The sequence below is a fragment of the Mesorhizobium sp. AA22 genome (assembly GCF_001672375.2).
GTDB classification, from domain to species: Bacteria; Pseudomonadota; Alphaproteobacteria; order Rhizobiales; family Rhizobiaceae; genus Mesorhizobium; species Mesorhizobium wenxiniae.
Map to the genome: position 1 here is coordinate 5,939,697 of NZ_CP048406.1, position 24,838 is coordinate 5,964,534.

The window sequence follows — 24,838 nt, forward strand, 5'->3', positions numbered from 1 at the left end:
CGCGCCACCGCTCCGGAAGAATTGTAGGGGCGGCCGATCTCCCGCGTGCGCGCTGCGACCCATTTCACGAATTTCATAAGAGCTAGCGGCGGCGCATTGCCGCACGTCGGCGGAGCCAAACGCGGGCGGCCACCATCGCTGCGACTGCGAGCACGACCGCAATGTAGAGCACCTCGGTGGTGCCGTCGCCCCCATCCGGGGCCACGCCGAAAATCCGCTCGATAAAATCCACGTCTGTCTCCTTCCCGGGAATGCTGAATTAGCGTGTCTACAGCACCGAACCGTGTGGCCCTACAACGGGAGCGAGCTGAGCGCTGCCCGCCATATCTTGCCGTCCCGGAAATTCCGCGGATGGAGCGCGCACATGGCAGGCCACGACCCGCCCGTCTGCCATTGGCACAGATGGCGGCACCGTGGTCCGACAACGCTCGACCGCCAGCGGACAGCGCGGGTGGAACGCGCAACCGCTTGGCGGATTGATGGGGCTTGGCACCTCGCCCTCAACGGGCGCCTCCAGCCGAACCCGCGTCGGATCCGGCACCGGTGCCGCCGCGATCAGCGCCTCGGTGTAGGGATGGACCGGTTTCGCGAAGAGCGCCTCGCTTGGGGCGAGCTCCACGATCCGCCCCAGGTACATGACAGCAACGCGGTGCGCGATATGCTCCACGACGCCAAGATCATGCGAGATGAAGACGAAGGCGATGCCCATCTGCTGCTGGAGATCCAGAAGCAGATTCAGAATCTGCGCCTGCACCGAGACGTCAAGGGCTGACACCGCTTCGTCGGCGATGATGAGAGAGGGGTTGAGCGACAGGGCACGCGCAATGCCGAGCCGCTGGCGCTGGCCGCCCGACAACTCTGACGGGAGCCTGTGCATCATCTCAGGCGACATTCCGACCTTTCGGAGAAGGTCCGCGGCAAGCGCGTTGCGCTGCTTCCGGCTTAGGCGCTCAAAATTCTCAACGGGTTCGGTGATTATCTGGCCGGCGGTACGGCGCGGATTGAGCGACGAGTAAGGATCCTGAAACACCATCTGCATCCGACGGCGCCACGCGTGAAGCGCGTGTTTCTTGAGACCCGCAATGTCGGTCCCGTCGATCAGCACGCGCCCGCCAGTCGGTTCCACGAGCCGCATCAAGAGCCGCGCGACGGTGGACTTGCCGCAGCCGGATTCACCGACGATGCAGAGCGTTTCGCCCGCCTCAACGCAAAAGGATACATCCTCCACCGCCCGGATCACCGGAATGCTTTTCTTGAAGATTCCCGAGCCAAGCGGATAGTGCTTGGTCAGATTCTCGACTTTCAGCAGAGGACCGTTCATGCGCCCATCACCTCTTCGGCGCGCCAGCAAGCCGCGGCGTGGCTCGAGCCTACTTCACGCAGGGCGGGCGTCTTGTCGCGGCAAATGTCGACAGCGAACCGGCAGCGAGGAGCAAAGCTGCAGCCCACAATGGGCTCGCGCAGGCTTGGGACAATGCCGGGGATTTCTGGAAGCCGGCGCTGACGGCCGCGCCGCGGATCAGGCACCGATCGCATGAGGCCCTGAGTGTAGGGGTGCGCCGGATGCGCAAACAAATCTATGACGTTCGCTTGTTCTACGATACGGCCAGCATACATCACGATCACGCGTTGGCATGTCTCGGCTACAACGCCCAGATCATGCGTGATGAACATGACGGCCGTTCCCGTTCGCTCCTTCAGATCAACGATGAGCCGCAGGATCTGCGCCTGGATGGTGACGTCGAGGGCCGTCGTCGGCTCGTCGGCAATCAACAGGTCCGGCGAGCAGGCAAGAGCCATGGCGATCATGGCGCGCTGGCGCATGCCACCCGACAGTTCGTGCGGATAGTTGTTAACGCGACGCTCGGGGTCGGCAATGCGGACGAGACGGAGCATCTCTTCGGCCTTTGCCATGGCCACCGAGCGAGACGCTTTCGTGTGGATCTGCACCGCCTCGGCGATCTGGTGGCCAACCGTATAGACCGGGTTCAAGCTCGTCATCGGCTCCTGGAAGATCATGGCGATCTGGTCGCCGCGGATCTGCCGCATCTCGCGATTGGACATTTGAAGCAGGTCGCGTCCGTGAAAGCGGACCTCACCGCCGACCGTCCTGGCGCTCAGCTTCGGCAACAGGCGAAGGATGGACAGGGCGGTGACGCTCTTGCCACATCCGGATTCGCCGACGACGCCGAGCGTCTCGCCTTTCCTGACTTGGAAGCTGATGCCGCTAAGCGCACGGGTGACGCTTTCTTCACCGAAAAAATGCGTTTCTAGGTTTCGGACGTCGAGAAGCACATCATCCTCTACAGATTCTCGCATCAGCATGTCAGTGTCTCCGCTTGGCGCGGGGATCGAACAGGTCGCGCATTCCGTCGCCGAGGAGATTGACCGCGAGCACCGTGACGGCAAGGCAGATGCCGGGGGCGAAGATCGTCATTGGAGCGATGGCGAGATACAAGCGCGAACTGGCGATCATGTTGCCCCAGCTCGGAATCTCGGGCGGCACGCCGACACCGAGAAAGCTCAGCCCCGCCTCCGTCAGGATCGCGCTGGCGCAAACTGTGGCGCCCTGCACCATCAGTGCCGGAATGGTGCTCGGCAGGATATGCCGCCCCAGCACCTTGGGCAGGCGTGCTCCGCCGCAGAGCGCGGCCTCCACATAGGGACGCTCCCGAACCCCCAGAACCACCGAGCGAACCAGCCGCGCGACGGCTGGCGTCTCGGGGATCGCGATGGCGACGATGAGGATGCCGATTCCGGGGCCTGTCAGAGAAATGAGCGCAATGGCCAGCAGAAACGTCGGGATCGACATCAGGCCGTCCATGACCCGCATGACGATATTGTCGAAGCTGCGGCTGTAGCCGGCGATGACCCCGATCAGGAGCCCGACCACGGCCGCGCTCGCTGCCGACAGCAATCCCACCATGAGGGAGATGCGGGCGCCGAAGATCGTTCGCGCAAACACATCCCGGCCCAGATTGTCGCTTCCGAACCACATTTCGGCGGAAGGCGGCTGGAGGCGCTTGAATGGATCCATGTTCACTGGATCGCCGGCGTAAAGTGGGGCAGCGAGCGCCAGAATGATCAGGAGCGCCAACAGGCCGCCGCCGATCATGACCAGCGGATGACGCCTTGCCAGACGGGGAATGTCAGATAGTCGCAGCCGACCGATCGGCGCGGCTTCAACTGGTGCAGAGATGAGCGTCATATCAGTACCGGATCCGGGGATCGATCAGCGTATAGGCGAGATCGACCGCGAGATTGATAAGAACGTACAGACCTGAAGTCAGGATGAGCACGCCTTGAATGATGGGATAATCGCGGTTGTTGATCGCATCGACCACCAAACGACCGACACCAGGTATGTTGAACACCGTCTCCGTGATGACGCCGCCGCCGATAAGATAGGCGAAGCTTATGCCGATTACTGTCAGGATCGGTGCGCCGGCATTCTTCAAGGCATGGTGGAAAAGCATGGCATATGACGAAGCGCCCTTGGCAGCGGCAGTTCGCATATAGTCTTCCGACAGGACCTCGAGCATGCTCGCCCGCGTGACCCGGGCGATGAATGCAATGAAGCCAAGACTAAGAGCCACGGTGGGCAGGATCAGATGCACGAACCATGGCCCTAGCCCGCCACCGATCGGCACATATCCTTGGACCGGCAGCCAGTGTGCCCTGATGGCGAAGAAGTATATGAGGAAATAGCCGATGACAAAGACCGGGACGGAATAACCAAGAGCCGAAAAGGCCGTGAGGAGGCGGTCGACGAGCCCGCCAGTTCGCCACGCGGCAAGGATGCCGAAGGAGATCCCGACCGTCACGGACAGGATCATCGTCAGGATCGACAAGGAAATGGTCGGTTCAAGCCGCTGCGAGATGAGCTGGAGAACAGGACGCCCGGCAAAAACCGACGTGCCTAAATCGCCATTCAGCAGGTTCCCCGCCCATTGCCGGAACTGCACCGGAAGTGGCGCGTTGAGTCCAAGTTGCTCCCGTATATCCGCAACAGTTTGGTCCGTGGCTGACGGTCCAGCGATGATGTCTGCGGGATCACCCGGCGCCAACCTGACAAGTAGGAAGATGAAGACCCCGACCATCGCCATAACGACGAGGGCCGAGATCATTCTGCGAAAGATGTACGTAACCAAAACTCAGTCCTTTCGCATATTCCACATCAGCAAACGTCCTGCCTGCACGCCGATAAGGCCAGTGAGGTCCTTTCGGTATGCCGTTAGCGTGGGAACATGCCCCAAGAAAGCCGTACTCGCATAGTCCCACCAAATCTGCTGCATTTCGCGTGCCAGAGCGCGGTGCGCTTCGATTTCTGTGACATCCGCCCATTTAGCTCGAAGAACCTCATATTGGTCGGCCTGAGGCCAGCCAACCCAGCCCTGCTCGCCATTCATTGCCATGATTGCAGCAGAGTTGGGATTAGTTAGTGAGAAGTCGGGAAGGTCGCTGATAAAAATGCTCCAGCCACCGTTTTCAACCGAGTCTTTCTTAGCCCTCCTGGCAACAAGGCCAGCCCAATCGCTAGATGCTAGTTCGACGTTCAATCCAATCTTACGAAGTTCCGACGCCAAGAATAGCGATGCATTATGGCCCTCAGTCCAGTCGGCGGGGTCGAGAATAACAACTTTCTCGCCAGCATAGCCAGCCTCTTGTAGTAGTTGTTTGGCCTTCTCCGGGTCGCCACCCTTCTGGAACCAGTTGGTGTTTGCGTCGTTGGAAAATGGCGTATTGACTCCAAACAATGATGTCACATTGCGATTGCCCTTTAGAGATGGATTAATGACACTCAGGAACGCATCTTGATTAATAAGATGCAGCACCGCCTGCCGGGCCTTCACGTTGTCAAATGGCTTCTGAAGACAATTCATACGCAAGAAATAGACGGAACCCGACTTGTATAGATCTTCGAGCACAAGGTTCGGGTCACTTTCGATGACAGGGAAAAGATCGGCGGGAGGAAATGCGAGATCGACTTCGCCGGCTTGCAGCGCAGCCACGGCCGTTTGCGGATCGGGGAGCTTAGCCCAAACTACGCGGCGAACCCTAGCGATTTTGGCACCAGCCAGTCCGTCGGGAGCATCGTCGCGCGGGACGTAGCCATCATACTTGTCAAAAGTGATGCTCGCTCCCGGTACATAGAGTTCCTCATTAAATTTAAATGGTCCCGAACCAATATGCGTGGTTACCGCATCCGTAGGAGGGTGACGAGCATCTTGTTCACGCATTATGAAAAGCGGGTACGTCACAACCTGCGCAAGTTGATCAATCAGCACTCCGAGCGGTTTCTTTAATGTGATTACGAAGGACTTTTCGTCGAGCTTTGAGACATCCTTCACGCGCTCATTCACGAGTTGCCCGCCGGGCGTTTGGAACCAACGGCGTAACGAAGCAACACAATCCGCAGCCGTCACCGGGGTGCCGTCGTGCCAGCTTAGCCGATCACGAAGGGAGAAGGTATAGGTCTTCTTGTCGTCGGATTCACTCCAACTATCCAGCATTTGCGGCTGCGGAACAAACTTTGAATCGAGTCCAAATAACATGTCGTAAACACCGAACGCGTAGTCGACTGTATTCGCGTCAGTCGTTGTGTACGGGTCGAAAATTGTGGGCAGACCTCTTGCCCACCTCACCGCGTCTCCTCCGGCATCGGCTTGAGCTCGAAGTATTGAAGGAAACGACAAGGTCGCTCCCACGGCTATTAGGCCCGTATTGACAAGTGTCCGCCGAGTGATGTTCATTTCCTCAGTTCCCCTTTGTTTTCTCATAGATGTGAAGCAGCCCCGTCAATCTCCGGCCATGATCTCCCACTTGACCGGCTTTTTATAGGGCAACTCCAAGATGTGCCGAACCTCTCCTATTCTGCCATCCGAATCTCAGAAACTCACCGATGGAAAGCATATAACATTAGCTATTCAATTCTTTGTGTAAGAGGCTTCGATCCGTGGCTAGGCTAGGGTCGTCCACTTGCATCCTAAGCCATACCTTCCGCTAAGCGACAAATAGCTCAGAACTATTGTAGGCATAGATGGCGTCTATTCATGTGCCTCTCCTTCGCGCCGATCGCGACGGAGAGGCCCTAATCTATGCCGTTCCATCTGCGGCTAAGCCATGAAAAACGATGGCGGAAACGCGCCAGCTCGGCATAGTTCGCGGTCGGCATAAACGGCCAAAATGAACAACGTCGATCCGCTTGCCTGGCTCCCTCAGACGCTAAAGCGGCTGGCGAATGGATGGCCAAGCAGCGAAATCGACGCCCTCATGCCGTGGAACTACGCCGCCTGAACGGCCCCAGCTTGTCGCTTACCGATCACCAGCAGGCGGCGACAATCGGGCGGTTACCACATACAGCACCACGGGCCCAGGGTTCGCCCGGTCGCGCAGTTCGACGAACGAGATCGGACCTCGTCCCGTCGCAATCCTTCGCTAGCCAGCAATCATCGAGCAGGTGCCGTGCTGGATACGGACGAGGCCGGCATCACATTTTTCGAAGTGCTTCCGCGCAGTATTCGACATCAACCCCAGTGCCTGCAGAAATTGATTGCGGTCGATCAGTGATTTGTCTCGATCGCCCGGCTTTTGCGCGAAACGTTTTCCAAGGTCCTTGCGCAAAAATCTTTCGTGAGGTCGTTCCGGCCATCGCCTGGCCGCCCTCGAGCTTGACGGCTGCCGAGCCTGTTTCGCCCATGACGCGCGCGACATTGCGAAACGCCTGCTCAGGACTTTCCTCGTAGGAGCCGAACGGCATGACGACGACCATCAGCGCGAGCTCGAGCCCGCGGCGCACCGCCTGCCCGTGCATGATCATCATGTCGAGAGTGACGCCGAGCGTCGACGGCAAGCCGTGCCATGCCGACGCTGTCGCCGACCAGCACGATGTCGCAATGCGGATCGACCAGCCGGGCGACCGGAGTCGTGTAGGCGGTCAGGCAGCGGCGCTTTGCCCTTGCGCGCCGCAATGTCCGGTGGCGTAAGAGCTCTGGTCTGTCCTGTTGCGCTCACGACATTTCTTTCCCCAGCGTTACCGACTGCGGGTGCCGCGTTTGGCATATTTTTGTGCAGGTGCGAAGACTAAATTGGGATGGCATGCGAGTTGACGCGCCAACCGTTGCGTGTTCCGATGAAGCCGGCCACCGATTCCGATTTGAAGCCGGCCAGTCATTCCGATTTCATTCCGGCCGCCATTCCGATTTGAAGGCGGCCATTTTTCGGACTGATCCTGGGTCTCGTTGATGTTTGGGTTGGGTTTTGTTTCAGGTCAAGCTTCGGTGTTTTCGGGGACGATTGGCGGGCGCTGTTTTCGCATGCTTTCACCGGTGAGATCGATGCGATAGGCGTTGTGAACGAGGCGATCCAGGATGGCGTCGGCCAAAGTTGGGTTTGCAATAATCTCCCACCAGCGATCCACGGGCACCTGACTTGTGACGATGGTTGAGCGTCGTTCGTAGCGATCCTCAATGATCTCCAGGAGATCGCGGCGTTGGTCATCATTGAGTTTTTCCGGTCCCCAGTCATCGAGGATCAGCAGGTCGGTCCTGGCAAGAGATTTGAGGATCCTGCCGTATCGCCCGTCGCCTCTTGCAAGCGCGAGGGCGGCGAACAGCCTGGGAACCCGGTGGTAGGCGACTGAGAAGTCTTCGCGGCAGGCCTGGTGGCCAAGAGCGCAGGCAAGCCAGCTTTTGCCGACGCCGGCTGGTCCGGTGACAAGAAGACCGTGATGCTTTCTGATCCAGTCGCAGCCGGCAAGCGCCATGAACATATTGCGGTCGAGGCCGCGTGCGGCGCGGAAGTCGGCATCCTCGATCTGCGCGTCATGGCGAAGCTTGGCAGCCCTGGCGCGAGCCTCGAAACGCTTCTGGCGGCGCATGGTCGCCTCGCGTTCGAGCAGCATGGCAAGCCATTCGCCGTGCTCGAGGCCGCGCACTTCGGGCTGCGTGTCGAGTTCCTGGAAAGCGGTTGCCATGCCGTAGAGGCCGAGCTCTCGCAGCATGTCGATGGTGGGATTGATCAGCATGGGTGGATCTCCTCAATGAAAGTAATCAGGGCCACGCAGATTGGCGTGATCGACGATGGCGGTTGGTTCGGTGGAATGGCGTGCGGCCTTGTGATTGGCGATGAGCGAAGCAATGCTCTTGCAGTTCAAGCCACCGATCTCGACAGCGCGGGCTGACACGGCTTCTGCCCGATTGCGATCGATGTCGCGAAACAGGCGCAGGATGCCCAGACATGTTCGAAAGCCCTGCTCTGGATGCGGACGGCTGGCGAGAATTGCGATGACCAGGCCTTCGGTCTGTGGCCCGATCGACGTGGCCCAACGCCGAAAGCGCTCCGGCGTCCATTCGGCATAGCGCCGGTGGGAACTGGGCATGTGATCCGGATCGGTTCCATGGCGAGGACCTCCATGGCGGCGCTGATGCACCGCGACGCGCTTGCCGCGGTGGAAGATCTCGATGGTGCGCGCCGTTGCTCTCAGATCGACCTGCTGACGAATGAGGCTGTGGGGCACGGAATAAAAGAAGGTCTTGAACTCGACGTGATAATCCGTCGAGACGCGGGCCAAACGCCATTCGGCAAACTCGTAATCCTCCAGTGGAAGACTGGCCAAAGCCGGGCTCTCGACGGTCTCGAAGAGCTGCCGGCGACTGACGCCCAGCCGGCGCATGACGTGGTCGTTGATGCGATCGAGCGCCTGGGCAATGGCGGCATTGGCCTCAGCCAGCGAGAAGAAAGTCTGGTTGCGCAGGCGCCCCAGAATGCAGGACTGGGCGAAACGCACTCCATTCTCCACTTTCGATTTATCCCGAGGCTTTCTTGGCCGTGCCGGAAGAACGCCGACGCCATAGTGGGAAGCCATCATGCCGTAGCTGCGATTGATCTCGGGATCGTAGAAACTAGCGCGACTGACGCCAGACTTCAGATTGTCGGGAATGACGAGTCTGGGAACGCCGTGAAAAAAACGAAACATCCGGACATGCGAGCCAATCCAGTCGGGAAGCGTTTGCGTCCAGGTGGCCTCGGCAAAGGTGTAGCTGGACGCACCCAGCACCGCCACGAAGATCTCCGCCTCGCGGATCTCGCCGGTCTTGCGATCGACAATCGGGATCTTCTTGCCGGAATAATCGACGAAGACCTTGTCGCCGGCCGCATGCTCCTGGCGCATCGTCGGCGAAAGCCGCTGCTCGAAACTGCGAAAGAGTTCGCAGAAGCGACTATAGCCGTAACCGTCGGGATGCGACCCACGATACTCCTCCCACAGGATGAGCAATGTGACGCCGGGCTTCTTGAGCTCGACCGCAAGATCGGCCCAGTTCGGTTCCGTGCGTCGCCGCGTGCCCTGTTTGACGCCGTTGCGACTGAAGAGCTTGTGCTCAAGCGCATCGTCGGTCAGCTCGCCCGGCAAGGGCCAGCTCAATCCAACCGCGGCTGCACGCTGCAAATTATCCTGCACCGTACTGCGCGCTATCCCCAACACGACCGCAATCTCGCGGGAGCTCGTCCCGCTTCCGGCAAGCCGCAGCATTTGTCTCAATTGTCTCATGGTCAGCCTTCTCTTTGCCGGCATCAAAATGTCCCCGTTCATGGCGAGGTGATTGATGCCAAAGTTGCTGACCCAGGAGGTAATCTTCAGTGCCGAAAACTGGCCGGCTTTTGATTGGAATGGTGGCCGGCTTCAAATCGGAACGGTGGCCGGTCTTTGATCGGAATGGCGGCCGGCTTCACGTCGGAATCCGCAAACCGTTATTGGTGAGAACAAAATTCAATCGGTTCAGCTACTTCTCGGCTTGCCCCAATCACATCAGATATCATGAGCGATGCGTAACAGGGACAACGAAAGGCGGGCGCAGAGGCAAGGCCGACACAGCCAAGGTCGACCTGACCGCGGTGGTCGTTGCGGTGAGCGAGAATGAACCCTGTGTGGGCAGACGGACACTTTGCCTTCCGGGGCGCTCGAGCACCGATCGCTGCGGTCCGGTCTGCGGGCTTGGGTCGAGGAGCAGACCGGTCACCCGCTGGGATATATCGAGCAGCTCTACACATTCGCCGATCGGGACCGGGCCGGCGCCGAGCTTGAGCAGCGCGTCATCTCCATCAGCTATCTCGCACTCACCCGCAAGGAACATGCAGCAGCACCGTCCAGGTCCGGCTGGCAAAGCTGGTACGACTACTTTCCGTGGGAGGACCACCGTGCCGGAACGCCGCCGATGGTGTCGGACCTGTTTCTGCCTCGCCTGATCGAATGGGCGGACGGCGCGAATGACCAGGCCCTACGCCTCGAGCGCCGACGGCGGGCGGCGATCGCCTTCGGCTTCGACGATCGCCCATGGAACGAGGACCTCGCCCTCAAGCGCTACGAACTGCTTTACGAAGCAGCCCTGGTTGAAGAGGCGACGCGCGGTTCGGCCCTCTCCCCGCCGGTTCGCGGCAAATTCATGGTCGCCGATCATCGCCGCATCCTGACGACGGGCATTGCGCGGCTGCGCTCCAAGATCAAATACCGGCCGGTCGTCTTCGAACTGATGCCGCCGGCCTTTACCCTGCTTCAACTGCAGCGGGCTGCACGGCGCCAACCGGCTCGCCAGCAATTCTCTCATGGAAGCAGCGGTCACAGCCGGCTGGGTGGCTGAAAGCGTCGCTGGCGCATCGCCGGGCTGCCGCCGGCGCTTGTTCTCCACACTCGTGCCCCCTCGGCCGGACCCTTCGTGCATTTGCCCGGTCGTCTCCCACGCGCTCGGCATCATTCGCAACGACGAGACGCTGCGCGAGGCCGCGGCGGCGCTGCTGTCGATCGCCGCTAACAACGAGGCTGCGTCCGATCCGGCTGTGGTCGCACTGATGATCGCCATCGCGGCCCTGCGGCGCGAAGAGAGCCGTGGTTCACATTACCGGTCCGATTTCCCTGGGCGCGATGCAGACGCATGCCCGTCAGGGCTGACACTGCACACGGCGACAGGCCGCGGTCGCGCTCGGCTGGCGAGCACCGAAACGGAGCACCTAATATGCAATCATTCTCACCCCCTTCCCTCTAAATGATCGGAAAACCAGTTCGTCGACAAGCGGCCAACACCTTGTGAGCCTTGCTCAGAACGTCTGGATAATTCTCCACCGCGCAAGCGCCCTCAGGGAGGTTCTCGCCTTGCAGATCAACGGCTAGAGCACGTCCGGTTTAATCCGGTTCATAGCCTGCGGCCTTGAAGTAGTTTTCGCATTCTGTTGGCGTAAAAAGGTCGACGAGCGCGCCGACGGTGTCCCATAGGGCTGCGATTGTTCGCTCGGCCCTCGCCCGCAGGAGCGCCTTGAGCTTTGCGAAGGCGTTTTCGATGGGGTTGAAGTCGGGGCTGTAGGGCGGGAGGAACATCAGCTTTGCACCGGCGGCTTCGATCGCCTCGCGCACGCCCCCGGACTTGTGCGCCGGCAAATTGTCCATGACGACGACGTCGCCTGGCGTCAGCGTTGGCGCCAGCACCTGCTCGACATAGGCGAGGAACACGACCCCGTTCATGGCGCCGTCGTAGACGAAGGGCGCGGTCATTCCGGTCAGCCTGAGCGCGCCGGTGAAGGTCGTGGTCTTCCAGTGACCGTGCGGCACGCCGGCCCGGCAGCGTTCGCCGCGCAGCGCTCTTCCGCGCAGGCGAGCCATCTTGGTCGACAGCCCGGTCTCATCGATGAAGACGAGCCTTGCCGGATCGAGGTCGAGCTGGCCGTCGAACCAGGCACGCCGGCGCTTCAGGATGTCGGGGCGATCTTGCTCCAGTGCGTGTGCGGACTTTTTTTGAACGTCCAGCCGTGCCCCCGCAGCCAGTCGCTCAACGTGCTGCGGCCGATGCGCATGGACCGCTCGGCCAAGAGCCGCTCCACCATCTCGTTCAGCGTGATGATGTCCTTGCGCTCCTCGATCATCCCGATGATGAAGTCGGCATGGGCGTCGAGACGCGAGCCGCGCCGTCGTCCCTGCGGTCGTGGTGTCGTCTCGCCCATCCGGGCTCTGCCGATCCAGCGGATCGCACTCGATATCCCGACACCGAACCGAGCCGCTGCTTGCCGGGCCGATGCTCCTTCACCCGCAGCCTTCACGACACGTGACCGCAGATCCTCACCAAGTGCTCTCGCCATTGTCCACCTCCATAAAAGTGGACGTTGAATCAGCCAAACCGATTCGCGTCACATCACAATCGATTCATCGATCGCCGGACGTGCTCTAGTACTGCGGTTCGCTCCAGCCGGAACCAATCAGTCATTTCAGCTCCTCGTCAGACATTGGGTAAACTGAGTTGCAAGCTCGGCGCATTACTTACATGTGTTCGGATGCAGTAAGCACTAAAGGTCTGTACTTGCGATACTACGTTCAGGTGAAGGCGACGGGGCTCCTACGGCCCAATCCATAGCCATTTTCGCAGCCGGCTTCTTCAAGGCACCTAGAGACGATTGGTTGAAATTTTCGATCATATGTGTCGGCTCTTCTCAGCTGGCCTTTTTTTGGGCGCCTCGAACTTCAATCCGTACCGGGAAAGGACGGCGCTCACGAAGCCAAATTCACGCGAGCTCCATCGGGTAAGATTAGATCGCGCAATTGGGACCGCCTTGACGCGTTCTGACACGTTTTTTGACATCTTCCGCCATCGAACGCTTGGTTTGGCGACTCCGCCGCCGTCGGCGGTGCTGGCAGCGCCTTGCGATCGCCATGGGAATGAATTGGGCGCACGGCGCGACGACCCGGCAGAGCTGCTTGCGCCACCGAAAAAGCTGGCTCACATGGTGCGGTTAACCAGGTGCTCGACTTTGTTGCGCTCGTGGTAAGCGGCAATCAAATGCTCGACTTGCTTCGGAAAGTCACCGGTCCGGATCGCTCAGTACGGCGGCTCGGTCATCGGATCCAGAATGGCCGCGACAGTCTCGTCGTCAAGCGGATGGGCAAAGATCGTGGCATAGAAGCGCTTTACTTCGGCCTTTAGGTCGATCTCACCAAAAACCTCCGGGTTGATCGTCCTTGCCGCCCACAGCACAGTCAGCGGCTGCTCCGCCGTGCGATTGCCCCATGTATGCGCGACTACAGGAAGCGGAAAGACGCGCCGGGTCACCACCGCGCGAACGTCCTTTAGCAGCGGGTTGCCGAAGACCTTCTCGACATCTTTCAGCTGGGGAACCAAGATAATATCGGGGTTCCAGGCCAGCACCTGCTCGATGTTGAAGGATAGCACTTCTTGGCCGCGCCCGTCGTCGGAGACGCTGACGCCGCCGGCCTGCCGGATCCACCACTCCGCAATGAGATGCGGCTGACTGATCGTCTCCGGCTCGAAATACAGCACCCGCGGCTTCTCAGTGTGCGCAAGGGATTGCGAAATCGCCGAGACCCGCGCCAGAGTTCGGTCGAAATAGTCGACGTAGGCGGCTGCTTCCTTCTCCTTGCCGAGAAGGCCGCCGATGAGTTCCATCGCCGTCTTCACGTCATCCGGCTCCTGCCATTCAATGACGACCACAGGCACGCCGATGCGCGCCACCGCATCCGCCATGGCCGGATAGGTCGTGAGGATTACATCCGGCTCGAGCGCGATGATCGCCTCCAGGTCTGGTTCCCGGCTCTGCGTCTCGATCAAGGCCGCGTCAGCCAGTTGCGGCGCGAAGACCTTTTGAAAAGTCCAGCGGGGGTTCTGGCCGAACCGCGGCGGCAAACCGCTGACGAGTCGATCTGACGCGCCGACGGCGAACAGAAGGCTGTTTAGTGGCGGCACGGAGCCCATGGCGGCGACCCGCTTGACTTCGGCCGGCACGACGACGCTGCGGCCTGCCATGTCGGTGATGGTGCGGACCCCGGTCGCACCGGCCCCCGGCGAGGCGATGCCTAACAGGAGCAGTAAAAAGGCTGAAATTTTCAGGATGAATCGACACCTCATATCAATTTTCCCTCAGAATTCGGGACTTGCCCAATCGGGAGTTTCGGCGGACAGGAAAACATACGGTCATGGGACCGAAGCCATCGTCACCTCCGCCGACGGACACCACCCGCACCGGCACATCGTACAGCGCGCTCAGCGTGACATCGTTGACCACGTGGCCTACGTCTCCCTGCGCAAGCACGAGCCCGTGCTTCAGCAGAACCGCTTGCGTCGCCGCCGCCAGGGCGTGGTCGGGATCGTGCGTGGAAAATACCACCGTGCGCCCCTGCGTTGCCAAGCCCGCGATGATGTCGAGGATGCGCGTCTGGTTGGCGAAATCGAGGCTGGCCGTCGGTTCGTCGAGCACGATCGTCGCCGCGTCCTGCGCGATTGCGCGGGCGATCAGCGCAAGCTGGCGCTCGCCGCCGCTCGACAGATTGAACGGATGGTTGGCGAGATGCCCGATCCCAAGACGGTCTAGGCTCTCGAAGGCAATGCGCCAGTCATCGGGCGACGGCACGGTGAAGGAGCCGAGATGCGGCGTGCGGCCGAGCACTGCGATGTCTGCCAGCGTGTAGGGAAACACGGCCGCGCCGTGCTGCGGAACGTAAGCGATGCGGCGCGCCCGCTCGCCGTCACCGAAGCTCGGCAGCGGCCGGCCGTCTATCTCGATGCCGGCGCCGCCGCCCTGGAGCCCGACGAGACAACGCAAGAGCGTCGTCTTACCCGACCCGTTTGGTCCAAGGAGGCACAGCACCCCGCCCGCTTCGGCCCGGATCGAAATCCCGCGCAGGGTCGGTGCGACGTTGCCGGCGTGAGTGAAGGAGACATCGCTGGCGACTAACGCGGCCATCAGAACCAATGCCTCCGGGCACGGCCGAGCACGATGGCGAAGAATGGCGCACCGACAAGCGAGGTTACGACGCCGAGCGGCAGCTCCTGCGTCGCCATGCTGCGCGCCAGTGTGTCCATGGCAAGCAGGAACAGGCCCCCCGTCAGGGCGCTGATCGGCAAGAGGCGGTTGAAATTGGGACCGACCAGAAAGCGGGCGATGTGGGGGACTATTAACCCGACCCAGCCAACGATGCCGCTTACGCTGACAGCGAGCGCGGTTAGTACGGTGGCTCCGGCGATGGCAACGCCGCTCACCAGCGGCGCGTTGACACCGAGCGCCCGTGCCGCGTCGTTGTCGGCACCGAGTACGTTTATGTGCCAGCGGAAGGCGTAAAGCTGGGCGAGCATAAGCGCGATAGGAACGCCGATGATGCCGAGATCATCATTACCGATGCGGTTTAGACTGCCCATCAGCCAGAAGGTGATCGACGGCAGCACGTCGAGCGGGTCGGCTATGTATTGCACCACCGCAACCAGCGCGTTGAAAACCGCGGCCACCACCAGGCCCGCCAGGACCAAGGTGATCATCGAGCCACTGCCGAGATGACGGCCGATCAGCGCGGTGGCCGACGTGGCGAGGATACCGGATGCCATAGCCATGCCCATGACGCCCGACCAAGACAGTCGCAACAGCAGGGCCAGCGAGGCGCCGAAGGCTGCGCCCTGGGAAGCGCCGAGGATCGCGGGCGAAACCAGAGGATTGCGAAAGATGCACTGATAAGTCGCCCCGGCCGCGGCTAGGCTGGCGCCGACCAGCAGCGCGCCGGCAATGCGCGGCAGCCTGATTTCCCAAACGACTGTCTCCACTGTCGCGGTCCAATCGGCCTCGCCGCCGATGATGGGGTGCAGTAAGATCCGCAACGCCATCAACGGCGGCACGGAATAACGCCCGGTGGCGAAGGCCAGCACCACCGCCGAGAGCAGCAGCATGAAAAGAATAAGGTAGAGCGGCCACAACGGCTGTTGCCGCGACCTTTTCAGGCCTCGACGCCCCTCATGTGAAGTGGTCATCGTGGCGGCGCCGTTTCTCCCGATGGCGAGACCAGAAAGTAGCGCAAAGTAGCTCGGGCATTGGCAGGTATTGTCATCCATTTACACCTTTTGCAGCTAGCGCAGTTGATCAACGTGACGCTTGTCGACGGTTGGAGGTCGCAGGCAGGGAGGCATCATAGAGACATTTAGCTGCGTGCATTCCGGTTGCGCTAAAGCGGAAAACAATCTGAAGGCGGGATACCTCCAAAACAGCCCCCGCTTTGACCCAAGCCCGCGCGCCCCGATCCAAGGTCGTTCAGATCAGGCTGCATCAGTTCGGGCACGGCGGATGCTCGAACTCTTTTCCGGGATTTATTGCATTGCCTTACTCGTTGCGCTTGCAAATCGCATGCCGCCATTGGAAATGCCAGTAGAGGGATAAGTTCCCACAGCACCGAACCATGTTTTCTTGAAACTCGACTAACCGCTCGCGGTCGCCAAATGGCGGCGCTCGCGACGCCGATTCACGCGAGATAACCGGGTGATGATTAGATCGCGCAAATTAGAATCGCATTGACATTTGCGCGGCACCAACTCGCGCCTCGCCATGCCGTTTACTCCGATCGCTTGGGTCAATGAAAACATATTCGTGCTCCTTTTTTGTTATCAATGAACAATCGGCCCGCCTTCATGGTCCGGCCGGGTGTCCCCAGGCCGGCGCCGGGGCGAGAGCCAGACCTCAGCGGCTCATAGGGGAGGACTCTTGATCGTAGGCGGCACGGCCGGCATCAATCTCGACCCTAGAAGAAAGAGAACTAGCGGCGCTGCGCGTCGAGCCAGCCAGCGGCGAGCAATTGTCATCACTCCAACGGCCAGCACCACCGCGATGTAGAGCATCTCGGTCGTGCCATCGCCCCATCCGGCGCCACGCCGAAAATCTGCTCGATAAAATCCATCTTTGTCTCTTTCCGAATGAATTGCTAATTAGCACTGTCTATCTGCCTCCGTTGCCACACGCGCACGCCAGGGCATCGTGCAAGATGTCCGACGCCGCGGCGCCGCTCGGCGATCACCACTGGATCTTCCAATGTCATGGACCAAAGCTTCATCGGCGTATTGCAGCGTGCCCGGGCGCAGACCATCAGCCTCCCGCGGCGCCGCGCATTTGTGGATTTGCTTGATGTCAGTGCTTGAGGACACGCGACAGGAATGTCCGGGTGCGGTCACTAATCGGTTTGTCGAAGATCTGCGCCGGCGGCCCCTCCTCCACAATGGCACCCTTATCCATATAGATGACGCGGTCTGCCACTTCGCGGGCGAAAGCCATCTCATGCGTGACAATCATCATCGTCATGCCCTCGGTACGGAGTTCGCGCATGACGTCCAGCACCTCGCCGACCAATTCCGGATCGAGCGCCGATGTGGGTTCATCGAACAACATGACGTGCGGCTCCATTGCCAGCGAACGGGCAATGGCCACGCGCTGCTGCTGGCCGCCTGACAACATACCGGGATATTTTTGCGCGTGGTCTCGCAGCCCGACCCGCTCGAGCAGACGCATTGCGGTAGCCTGCGCCTCCTCGCGCGACTTGCCGCGGACCCGCATAGGAGCAAGAGCGATGTTCTCCATCACCGTCTTGTGCGGAAATAGGTTGAACTGCTGGAAGACCATTCCTACGCCGCGTCTGATTTGACGGAGCGCCTTCTCGCCGCCGCCGAATTCAAGGTCCTTGATCGTTGGCATTGAAAATCCCTCAACCACCAACGAGCCGCTGTGAAAGGTTTCCAGTCCATTGACGCAGCGGATCAGCGTGGACTTGCCCGAGCCGCTGGCGCCGATAAGCACCACCACCTCACCAGCCGTCACCGACAAAGTCACATCACGCAATGCCTGGAACGGTCCATAAAACTTATTGACCTTGTCAAAGGCCACTTTTGTCGTCCCGAAATCATTGGATGCTACCATCATCAACGCGTACTCCTATGCATATGGGCCTCCATTCGGCGCGATCCAAAGGTAATCGCCGAGCCGATCACGAAACATACCGCGAACATGAACAAGTAGACTTCATTTGTTTGACTGCTTGCTGCTGGGTCTACCAATATCAATTGTCCTGCACGCAAGAAGTCCATCAGTCCGATGATGAACACGAGCGTCGCCCCGTTGAAAACGTCGAGGACGTTACCAACTAACGCCGGCTGGACCACCCGGAGCGCCTGCGGCAAGACTATCTCAGTCGAAATCGTCCAATTCGACATACCGAGCGAGCGCGCCGCTTCCCGCTGACCGCGCGGCACAGCTTGAAAGCCACTGCGAACATATTCGGCCACATAGGCGGCATTGAAGACAGTGTACCCGATCATGCCGCGCGCGAGTGAGGATATTGAAACTTCCGGCATGAAGAGCGGCACGGTGATCCAAATCCAGTAGACAACGAGAATGAGTGGTACCGACCGCATCACCTCAATATAGCCGGTACAGCAGGCCCGCAGACTGGGATTTCTGCTAGAGCGGCCGAACGCGAGGAGAATGCCGAGCGGCAGAGACGCTGTTGAAACGACGACAGTGAGCATAATGCTGAGCAGAAGCCCGCCCCATCGGTCAAGCCCGGGCGGAACTAGGACAAAAACTGCCGCCCCGCAGGCAATCAACCATATAGCCACACCGAGACGACGGGACCAAGGCAGTAGCACGGCGCCGACCGCTGTGCACAGAAGGGCCAACGCGACCCAGGCACGCCATGTCTGGTCCGCCGGGAACTGCCCTACCAGAAACAGCCGAAGGCTCTCGTAAATCCTCTGCCAGTATGCGTCCCAGATCACCCATCGCAGGAAGACCGTCAAAAGCCAGCCAAGCGCTGCGACGATGAGGATCGAAAGAATGGAATCAATAAGGTTCGCAAAAAGGTTGCGGCGAGCCCAACTATGCAGTGTTGCAATCATCACGCTCCCTCCAGGGCTATCCGTCTGTTTACAAAATTCGCGAGGGCGCTGATTAGCCAACTGAGAAGGAGATAGATCGTCATTACGACGATGACGGTCTCGAAATCACGCCCGCTCTGATTGGCCACAGTACCGCTAACGTTGAATAGCTCCGGAAAGCCAATCGCAATGCCGATGGCCGTATCCTTTGTCAGGCTGATATAGCGATTGGTGAGGGACGGTATAATAATTCGGAAGACTTGTGGGAGCACGATGTCTCTAATCGTATCACCCCGCGACAAACCTAGCGCCGCCGCAGCCTCCCATTGTCCTTTAGCCAGACCTTCGATTCCCCCACGAACGATCTCAGATATATATCCTGCGCTGTTTACGATGATGGTGATCAGGATGGCAGACATCTCTGGGGTGAAGTGCAATCCGCCGGTCGCACCGAAACGTCCAAGCACAGGCCAATCAAGATTAATACCGAAACCTAACGCGTAACTCGCACCAATAGCACACAGTCCGACGCCCAAAAGTGCTATACGCCACCGCGCAGGAAAGCGTCGCAGGCACGCTGCTGCCAGGAATGCGATTGCGACTGCGACGAAAAAACCTGATGCCGGCCCGGCACTGTCGGATAGATGTGGTAGAGGCAGGAAGACGCCGGATTGCTCTACGACGAGCCACTTACTGACTTTTGTGGCGCTTCCGGACGAAGGCAACTGCAGCAACACTGCAAAGTACCAGAACATCAACTGGATCAGTATCGGGGTGTTCCGGATGAACTCGCCAATCGCGAAGGCAAGATTCCGAACTAGCCAATTGGTCGACAAACGCAAAACACCTAGGGCAACTCCAACCAGTGTGGAGAACGTAATCGCCAAAAGCGCCACTTTGAGCGTGTTGAAGAGGCCGGCTTCGAGCATCGCCAGATTTGACGACGAAGCATCGACGCTTTCGAAAATTGGCGCCCACCCCGTCCAGACGGGCGCCAAACCCTCGCTAATGCCGAATCGTGAAGGCGCAGACAAATACGCGAAGCTGAAGTCAATACCCCGACTTGTTAGGTTCTGGTGAATTGCTAACGCAATCAGTATTAGCAACCCAATAACGGCCGCTACTACGGCGCCATGAGTCAGCTTGTACCGAACCCGGGCAACGTATCGCTTAACGGACGGCGTCGCGAGCGAGGACTGCCACAGTTTTGTCTTTGCTTCTATCATACCGTGGCCCGAGGTATTGCAAGTGGATTGATCGACGCCGAACTCCGCCTATTCCCAAGGAGGCGAGTACAGAAGGCCGCCGTTAACCCACGACGCATTGGGGGTGCCGGTTCGGTCAATATAATAGGGCGTCTTCGGCCCCAGGCTGCGGTCGTACATCTCGCCGTAGTTGCCGACGGCCTTGATCATATCGGCCATGAAACTATTGGACACATGGAAGTCCTCGCCCATTCCGCCCTCCACGCCGAGAAACTTCCGGATGACCGGATCGGGTGATTTTTTCATCTCATCCAAGTTGGCGGTGGTAATGCCCCATTCCTCAGCCTGAAACAGCCCGAAGACAGTCCATCTCAAGAGGTTGCGCCATTTCGAGTCATTGGCAACGACGAAGCCGGCAAATGGCGATTTGCCGGTTCCTTCCCTGAGGATTATGTAATCGTCTGGTTTGGGCGAACTGCCGCGCCAACTAGCCAGCGCTGTTTTGTCTGTTGCCATGGCATTGCACCGGCCGCTGCCCAAAGCCGCAAACACCTTATCAGCGGAGTCGAAGGTCAAAACCTTGATATCCGTTATGTCCTGAGACTTGAATAGGTTTGCAAGGGCAACCTCAGTAGCGGTTCCCTGGGTCGTGCAGATCGTTCCACCAGCAAGATCCTTAACCGTCTCAACGCCGGTTGACGCCTTTACCATAAATCCGCCGGCGTCGTAAAAATTGATCGGCAGAAAATCGACTGCGATCGCCGATTCACGAACAGGATAGACAGTTGTGGAGAAAAAACCAACGTCTGCTTGACCGGTTGTCACAGTGTTGAAACGGCTCTTGCCAGTAACGATCACGAAATGAACTTTGTCTGGATCCCCCAGAACCGCAGCTGCGGTCGCTCGGCATAGATCAACATCCAATCCTTCCATCTTTGATGTCTTGGGATTGAGATAGCTGAACCCCGGGATCGCATCGCCGGTCGCGCAGTTGAGCACACCGCGCTGCTTCACGTCATCGAGCACCGAGGCTCGGGCAGTTGGTGCCGCCGCGAGACCAAAAGCAAGTGCTGTGCAGAAGTAACCTATAGTCGATCTTAGACGCATGGCTTTGAATTCCCCTGGTTTTTAACATGTCTTGGCTTGAGGAGGCCCCAAGGAAGCCTCAGGAAAGCATGGCCTTGTTTGAGTGTACAGAAATATTAGCGGCTCGCAGATAGACACTGTCGATGTCTACAATAGCTCTGACCTATTTGTCCTCTCCGCCTATGCGATGGCATGTTCCGACCGCGGAGGGGGCCTTACATGAAGCTTCTTCAAGGTTGTTTCTCGGGCCGGGGCGAAGGAAGTTCCGTCGAAGGGAAGTATAGCTTCAGCCACGCCGTGGTCGACATTCCCGATCGACAGACGGGTCTGGACGGGAGGAAGACCCCGCCCTTAGGAATCAAATTGGGGGCCTGCCGCACTAATGGGCACCGGATCCTGTCCCCATCGGTGCTTCCTTCCCCGCGATCATATTGCCGAGCCTATCGGCCGGTCTGACCGGTGCGACCCGACCTTACCTCACTACCCTGAAAGAGATATCTATGACAATTTGCCCCGAAGCTCGTGTCTCCCTCGACCGTTTCTGGTCGACAATCGAAGCTTCCGCCAACATCGGCAAAGGCCGTCCGAATGGCCTATCGCGTCTGACGCTAACGGACTCAGATCGCGAGATGCGCGATCTATTTTGTGGCTGGTGCCGGGACGCAGGCTTGAGCGTCGATTTCGATGAACTCGGCTCAATCTTCGCAAGGCGTGACGGTACCAACAACGAGCTGCCCCCGATTCTGATCGGCAGTCATCTCGATACCCAAATCAATGGCGGACGCTTCGACGGGATTGCCGGAGTGCTTGCCGGGTTAGAGCTCGTGCGCACGCTTAATGATCTTGGCTATGTCACCAAAAGACCCATCATTGTCGTCGACTGGACCAACGAGGAGGGTGCAAGATTTTCTCCGCCAATGGTGGCGTCGGGCTGTTTTGTCGGGAAGTACGAACGCGACTGGGTCTATGACCTGATTGCCGACGACGGCCCCCGTTTTGTCGATGAGCTTGAGCGAATTGGCTACAAAGGCGACAAGCCTTGCAAGGCGGGGGAGGTTGACGCTTACTTCGAGCTGCACATCGAGCAAGGGCCAATTCTCGATGCGGAGGGGCGCGAAGTAGGGGTCGTGACTGGCGCTTACCCGAGCCACGGCATGCGTGTCCGCTTCGAAGGCGAAACCGCCCACACCGGCCCCACGCCGATGGACCTGCGCCATAATGCCCTGATCGCCGGCGCGAGGTTTTTGACGGCCGTCGACGATATTGGTTGGGAGTTCGCGATAAACGACGGCAAGGCCACTGGATCCCGCCTCGCCGCCTGGCCGAACAAGCCGGGCATTCTTTCTGACACCGCTCAATGCGTCGCGGATGTACGACATCCCGATCCTATGACCGCCAAGGTTATGGCTGAAAGGATGCGTCGTGCCGCTAAGGCCAGCGCTGCCATGGCCGGCTGTGTCGCCGTGATTGAGGACGAATGGAGCTGGGGAGGCGACATATTTGAAGAGGAGCTTATCAGAAGCATCCGTGACGAGGCGATCCGTCAGGGCTACAATTGGCGCGATATACGCTCTCAGGCGGGCCATGACGCGTATCACATGGCAATGCATTGCCCCAGCGCCATGGTTTTTACACCCTGCAAGGATGGAATTACCCACAATAACAATGAATCGTGCGAGCCGAGTGATTTCCTCGCAGGCCTCAACATGCTTCTGCACGCCGTCGTTAAAAGGGCGGATCGTTAATGCAGTTGTTCGACCACGCAGAGATCGACGCACGACTGGATTGGGCGGGGTTGATCGAGGAACTTCGAGCGAATTTCGCTGCAGCCAGGACAGTAGCGCCGGTACGCCAGGTCCTTGAGATCGATCTGCCCAATGGCGACAAGGCCACCCTTCTGATTATGCCTGCCTGGGAGGGTGGTAGAGCCATCGGGGTCAAGGTTGTAACCTTTTTCCCTGGCAATACAGCCCGGGGCAAGCCAACTATCAGCGCCGGCATGCTGATGTTCGACGGGGCTGACGGCCAATTCACGGCAGCGCTAGACGGCGACGCGCTCACCGCGCGACGCACCGCTGCGGCCTCTGCTTTGGCGGCGGATTATCTAGCTCGAAAAGACGTCCAAACCTTGTTTGTCGTCGGGACCGGCCAGTTAGCGCTCTCGGTGGCTCAAGCCCACGCGAGCGTACGCGCTTACACTCGTGTTCTGATTTGGGGACGAAGCGGGGAAAAAGCTCGGTCCTTGGCGGCTGCGCTCGTTGGGCGTGGCCTTCCTGCGGAAAACTGTGAGGATATCGAATCCGGGTGTCGTTTGGCGGATGTGATAAGTTCGGTCACCGCCTCGACAATGCCGATAATCCGAGGCGGGTGGTTGCGCGAGGGATCGCACCTCGATCTCATAGGTGCGTTCAAAGCCGACATGCGCGAAAGCGATACTGCAGCAATTACGGGGGCGCGGGTCTTTGTCGACGGGCGCGCGGGGGCTATTCTGGCGGGGGACCTGGCTCAACCGATTGCCGAGGGCGCATTCCTCGCAGAGGATATCGTGGCGGATCTGACCGAGCTTGCGCAGGGGCACCCGGTTCGCCTAAACGAGATCAGCCGGACCGTCTTCAAATCCGCTGGCCTATCGCAAGAAGACCTCGCCGCCGCGATGAAGGTCGTACGACGTTGATGTAGGCTCTACGATACACCGCTGAGGTGCCACATTTTCAGGACATGTCTGGATAAAGGCACAGTAGTTCCTCAATGAGGTCGAGAAACTTCTGTTCCGGGGGTGTCGGTGAGCTCAAGCTGGAAGAGACGAGGTAAACGTCGGCGCCGAGGGGCTGATCAAACAGTCGCAACGGCCACAGTCGCCCTTGGGCTACGTCATCGTCGGCGGTGAGAACGGGCAAAAGGCCTATCCCCAAACCCGATATCAACATGCGCCGCACCTCGTCGAGCTCGTGGCTCCATCCGCTGACCCGACGTCCGAGACCAAGGCCTTCTCGCAGAAAGATCATTGGCTCAAATCCGCTACTAGCAGCATCATTAGCGCAATCGAAGGCGATGAACGGCTCTTGTTGAAGCCTGTGCACGTTTACTTCTTGAACCCCAAATAGAGGGTGTTCGGCACCGCAAAATACTCCAAACTCCTCGCGAAATAAGTGCCGGCACCGCAGCGTCGGCATCTCCCTTGTCAAAAGGCAGATGCCGATGCCAGCCTTCTGCATCGAGATCTGGCGCACAATGTCGAGCGAGGTCCTGATGTCGATGTGCCATGTGACTGATGGGTATCGCTGATGGTAGAGGCGAAGTGCTTCGTCCACGAGAGGGGATTGCAGCCGGGTAACCATGCTGAGTTTCAGCTCTCCGAATTCGTCATCGCTCTCATCTTGAGAGAGGACGCCGATTCGGTTGACGCACCGGAACATCTCGGAACATTCCTGATAAATCTTTTCGCCGCGCAAGGTCAGCGCAAAACGACGAGGATCGCGGAAGACGAGCTTACAGCCTAGTTGCTCTTCAAGCTTTTGCAGCGCAAGGCTCACGGATGGCTGGCTCATTTGAAGATGTTTTGCGGCGCCGGTAATGCTCCTCTCTTCAGCGATGATGCAAAAAGTGCGCAGAAGGTTCCAGTTCAGCTCACTGATGGTTTGAGCCGTCGCCATCCAGCGTCCTCCTTAAGCGGCATCCAACTCCGTGGGCTGAGTAATTCGGAATCAAGCTTCACCTCTTCGCACATAACAAATATAGAATCAGCCGGACTATCTCAACTCGACTAAATTAAGGCAATTTCAAGCCCGCCGACTCAGTCTTGATTACGGTGATCTCAAGCACTGAGGCGCCGACCGAATTGACCGTAGGTTGCCTCGTTTCCACTCTACCCGGCGA

At 59.2% G+C, this 24,838-nt stretch carries 19 protein-coding genes and 4 pseudogenes; 5 read left to right on the top strand and 18 right to left on the bottom strand.

The features are described 5' to 3' along the window. Positions 1 to 82 precede the first annotated feature (82 nt). From A9K68_RS28220 to A9K68_RS28245, 6 genes are read right to left on the bottom strand one after another with little or no spacing between them, the layout of a single operon-like run. On the bottom strand, positions 83 to 232 hold the full coding sequence (locus tag A9K68_RS28220; protein ID WP_156768606.1) for a hypothetical protein: 150 nt from the start codon (positions 230 to 232) through the stop codon (positions 83 to 85). Between the two features lie 36 nt (positions 233 to 268). After that, positions 269 to 1,321, bottom strand: a complete 1,053-nt coding sequence (locus A9K68_RS28225; protein WP_065012410.1) for a dipeptide ABC transporter ATP-binding protein — start codon at positions 1,319 to 1,321, stop codon at positions 269 to 271. Next, on the bottom strand, positions 1,318 to 2,325 hold the full coding sequence (locus tag A9K68_RS28230; RefSeq protein WP_065012411.1) for an ABC transporter ATP-binding protein: 1,008 nt from the start codon (positions 2,323 to 2,325) through the stop codon (positions 1,318 to 1,320). Before A9K68_RS28230 ends, A9K68_RS28225 begins: the two co-directional genes overlap by 4 nt. Before the next feature lies 1 nt (position 2,326). Then, positions 2,327 to 3,208, bottom strand: a complete 882-nt coding sequence (locus A9K68_RS28235) for an ABC transporter permease (RefSeq protein ID WP_065012412.1) — start codon at positions 3,206 to 3,208, stop codon at positions 2,327 to 2,329. Between the two features lies 1 nt (position 3,209). Next, positions 3,210 to 4,151, bottom strand: coding sequence for an ABC transporter permease (locus A9K68_RS28240; RefSeq protein WP_095780372.1), 942 nt, complete (start codon positions 4,149 to 4,151; stop codon positions 3,210 to 3,212). 3 nt (positions 4,152 to 4,154) lie between these two features. Next, complete coding sequence (locus A9K68_RS28245) at positions 4,155 to 5,753, bottom strand: ABC transporter substrate-binding protein (RefSeq protein WP_065012414.1); 1,599 nt, start codon at positions 5,751 to 5,753, stop codon at positions 4,155 to 4,157. Positions 5,754 to 6,177: 424 nt separating this feature from the next. Here A9K68_RS28245 and A9K68_RS28250 point away from each other — a divergent pair. After that, a pseudogene (locus A9K68_RS28250) lies at positions 6,178 to 6,297 on the top strand (transposase domain-containing protein); the annotation flags it as partial. Between the two features lie 337 nt (positions 6,298 to 6,634). On the opposite strand, the pseudogene A9K68_RS28255 reads toward A9K68_RS28250, so the two are convergent. The 3 genes and pseudogenes from A9K68_RS28255 to istA form a co-directional block, all read right to left on the bottom strand. Continuing rightward, positions 6,635 to 7,014 (bottom strand): annotated as a pseudogene (locus A9K68_RS28255) (3-methyl-2-oxobutanoate hydroxymethyltransferase); the annotation flags it as partial. 256 nt (positions 7,015 to 7,270) lie between these two features. Further along, positions 7,271 to 8,026, bottom strand: coding sequence for an IS21-like element helper ATPase IstB (gene istB / locus A9K68_RS28260; RefSeq protein ID WP_065008691.1), 756 nt, complete (start codon positions 8,024 to 8,026; stop codon positions 7,271 to 7,273). Between the two features lie 12 nt (positions 8,027 to 8,038). Then, complete coding sequence (istA, locus tag A9K68_RS28265) at positions 8,039 to 9,550, bottom strand: IS21 family transposase (protein WP_141246659.1); 1,512 nt, start codon at positions 9,548 to 9,550, stop codon at positions 8,039 to 8,041. 335 nt (positions 9,551 to 9,885) lie between these two features. Between istA and A9K68_RS28270 the strand changes: the two are divergent. Then, positions 9,886 to 10,565: pseudogene (locus A9K68_RS28270) on the top strand (hypothetical protein); the annotation flags it as partial. Then, positions 10,558 to 11,008 (top strand): annotated as a pseudogene (locus tag A9K68_RS28275) (L-aspartate oxidase); the annotation flags it as partial. The pseudogenes A9K68_RS28270 and A9K68_RS28275, both read left to right, overlap by 8 nt. A gap of 168 nt (positions 11,009 to 11,176) precedes the next feature. Here the strand turns inward: A9K68_RS28275 and A9K68_RS28280 are convergent. The 8 genes from A9K68_RS28280 to A9K68_RS28315 all read right to left on the bottom strand — a co-directional run bounded on the left by A9K68_RS28280 (position 11,177) and on the right by A9K68_RS28315 (position 20,902). Then, a protein-coding gene (locus A9K68_RS28280) for an IS630 family transposase (RefSeq protein ID WP_246811258.1) occupies positions 11,177 to 12,123 on the bottom strand; the annotation gives its coding sequence in 2 pieces (ribosomal slippage) (positions 11,177 to 11,782 and positions 11,785 to 12,123; 945 coding nt in all). Positions 12,124 to 12,857: 734 nt separating this feature from the next. After that, entirely contained in the window at positions 12,858 to 13,778 is a 921-nt protein-coding gene (locus tag A9K68_RS28285) for an ABC transporter substrate-binding protein (RefSeq protein WP_163603083.1), read from the bottom strand. A gap of 124 nt (positions 13,779 to 13,902) precedes the next feature. Next, positions 13,903 to 14,736 (bottom strand): ABC transporter ATP-binding protein, encoded by an 834-nt coding sequence (locus tag A9K68_RS28290; protein WP_065011370.1) that lies wholly within the window; start codon positions 14,734 to 14,736, stop codon positions 13,903 to 13,905. Next, a complete protein-coding gene (locus A9K68_RS28295) occupies positions 14,736 to 15,788 on the bottom strand; it encodes an iron ABC transporter permease (protein ID WP_082982685.1) in 1,053 nt (350 codons plus the stop codon). Before A9K68_RS28295 ends, A9K68_RS28290 begins: the two co-directional genes overlap by 1 nt. 1,144 nt (positions 15,789 to 16,932) lie before the next feature. After that, a complete protein-coding gene (locus A9K68_RS28300; RefSeq protein WP_065011372.1) occupies positions 16,933 to 17,715 on the bottom strand; it encodes an amino acid ABC transporter ATP-binding protein in 783 nt (260 codons plus the stop codon). A 2-nt stretch (positions 17,716 to 17,717) separates the two neighbouring features. After that, on the bottom strand, positions 17,718 to 18,692 hold the full coding sequence (locus A9K68_RS28305) for an amino acid ABC transporter permease (RefSeq protein WP_065011368.1): 975 nt from the start codon (positions 18,690 to 18,692) through the stop codon (positions 17,718 to 17,720). Further along, complete coding sequence (locus A9K68_RS28310) at positions 18,692 to 19,897, bottom strand: ABC transporter permease subunit (RefSeq protein WP_065011367.1); 1,206 nt, start codon at positions 19,895 to 19,897, stop codon at positions 18,692 to 18,694. The genes A9K68_RS28305 and A9K68_RS28310 overlap by 1 nt, the downstream gene beginning before the upstream one ends. 48 nt (positions 19,898 to 19,945) lie before the next feature. Further along, complete coding sequence (locus A9K68_RS28315) at positions 19,946 to 20,902, bottom strand: transporter substrate-binding domain-containing protein (protein WP_245430198.1); 957 nt, start codon at positions 20,900 to 20,902, stop codon at positions 19,946 to 19,948. A gap of 560 nt (positions 20,903 to 21,462) precedes the next feature. Between A9K68_RS28315 and A9K68_RS28320 the strand changes: the two genes are divergently transcribed. Continuing rightward, positions 21,463 to 22,707 carry a Zn-dependent hydrolase gene (locus tag A9K68_RS28320; protein WP_065011365.1) on the top strand — a complete coding sequence of 415 codons (1,245 nt, stop codon included), beginning with the start codon at positions 21,463 to 21,465 and terminating at the stop codon, positions 22,705 to 22,707. Then, positions 22,707 to 23,636 carry an ornithine cyclodeaminase family protein gene (locus A9K68_RS28325; RefSeq protein WP_065011364.1) on the top strand — a complete coding sequence of 310 codons (930 nt, stop codon included), beginning with the start codon at positions 22,707 to 22,709 and terminating at the stop codon, positions 23,634 to 23,636. Before A9K68_RS28320 ends, A9K68_RS28325 begins: the two co-directional genes overlap by 1 nt. Positions 23,637 to 23,673: 37 nt before the next feature. On the opposite strand, the gene A9K68_RS28330 is transcribed toward A9K68_RS28325, so the two are convergent. Next, positions 23,674 to 24,615: a LysR family transcriptional regulator gene (locus A9K68_RS28330; RefSeq protein WP_065011363.1), complete on the bottom strand. Its 942-nt coding sequence runs from the start codon at positions 24,613 to 24,615 to the stop codon at positions 23,674 to 23,676. Between the last annotated feature and the right edge of the window lie 223 nt (positions 24,616 to 24,838).

Bases quoted from the DNA above. Each gene is read 5' to 3' on its own strand.
- A9K68_RS28225 (WP_065012410.1), bottom strand. From the start codon at position 1,321: ATGAACGGTCCTCTGCTGAAAGTCGAGAATCTGACCAAGCACTATCCG.
- A9K68_RS28230 (WP_065012411.1), bottom strand. From the start codon at position 2,325: ATGCTGATGCGAGAATCTGTAGAGGATGATGTGCTTCTCGACGTCCGA.
- A9K68_RS28235 (WP_065012412.1), bottom strand. From the start codon at position 3,208: ATGACGCTCATCTCTGCACCAGTTGAAGCCGCGCCGATCGGTCGGCTG.
- A9K68_RS28245 (WP_065012414.1), bottom strand. From the start codon at position 5,753: ATGAACATCACTCGGCGGACACTTGTCAATACGGGCCTAATAGCCGTG.
- istB (WP_065008691.1), bottom strand. From the start codon at position 8,026: ATGCTGATCAATCCCACCATCGACATGCTGCGAGAGCTCGGCCTCTAC.
- istA (WP_141246659.1), bottom strand. From the start codon at position 9,550: ATGAGACAATTGAGACAAATGCTGCGGCTTGCCGGAAGCGGGACGAGC.
- A9K68_RS28290 (WP_065011370.1), bottom strand. From the start codon at position 14,736: ATGGCCGCGTTAGTCGCCAGCGATGTCTCCTTCACTCACGCCGGCAAC.
- A9K68_RS28295 (WP_082982685.1), bottom strand. From the start codon at position 15,788: ATGACCACTTCACATGAGGGGCGTCGAGGCCTGAAAAGGTCGCGGCAA.
- A9K68_RS28300 (WP_065011372.1), bottom strand. From the start codon at position 17,715: ATGGTAGCATCCAATGATTTCGGGACGACAAAAGTGGCCTTTGACAAG.
- A9K68_RS28305 (WP_065011368.1), bottom strand. From the start codon at position 18,692: ATGATTGCAACACTGCATAGTTGGGCTCGCCGCAACCTTTTTGCGAAC.
- A9K68_RS28310 (WP_065011367.1), bottom strand. From the start codon at position 19,897: ATGATAGAAGCAAAGACAAAACTGTGGCAGTCCTCGCTCGCGACGCCG.
- A9K68_RS28320 (WP_065011365.1), top strand. From the start codon at position 21,463: ATGACAATTTGCCCCGAAGCTCGTGTCTCCCTCGACCGTTTCTGGTCG.
- A9K68_RS28325 (WP_065011364.1), top strand. From the start codon at position 22,707: ATGCAGTTGTTCGACCACGCAGAGATCGACGCACGACTGGATTGGGCG.
- A9K68_RS28330 (WP_065011363.1), bottom strand. From the start codon at position 24,615: ATGGCGACGGCTCAAACCATCAGTGAGCTGAACTGGAACCTTCTGCGC.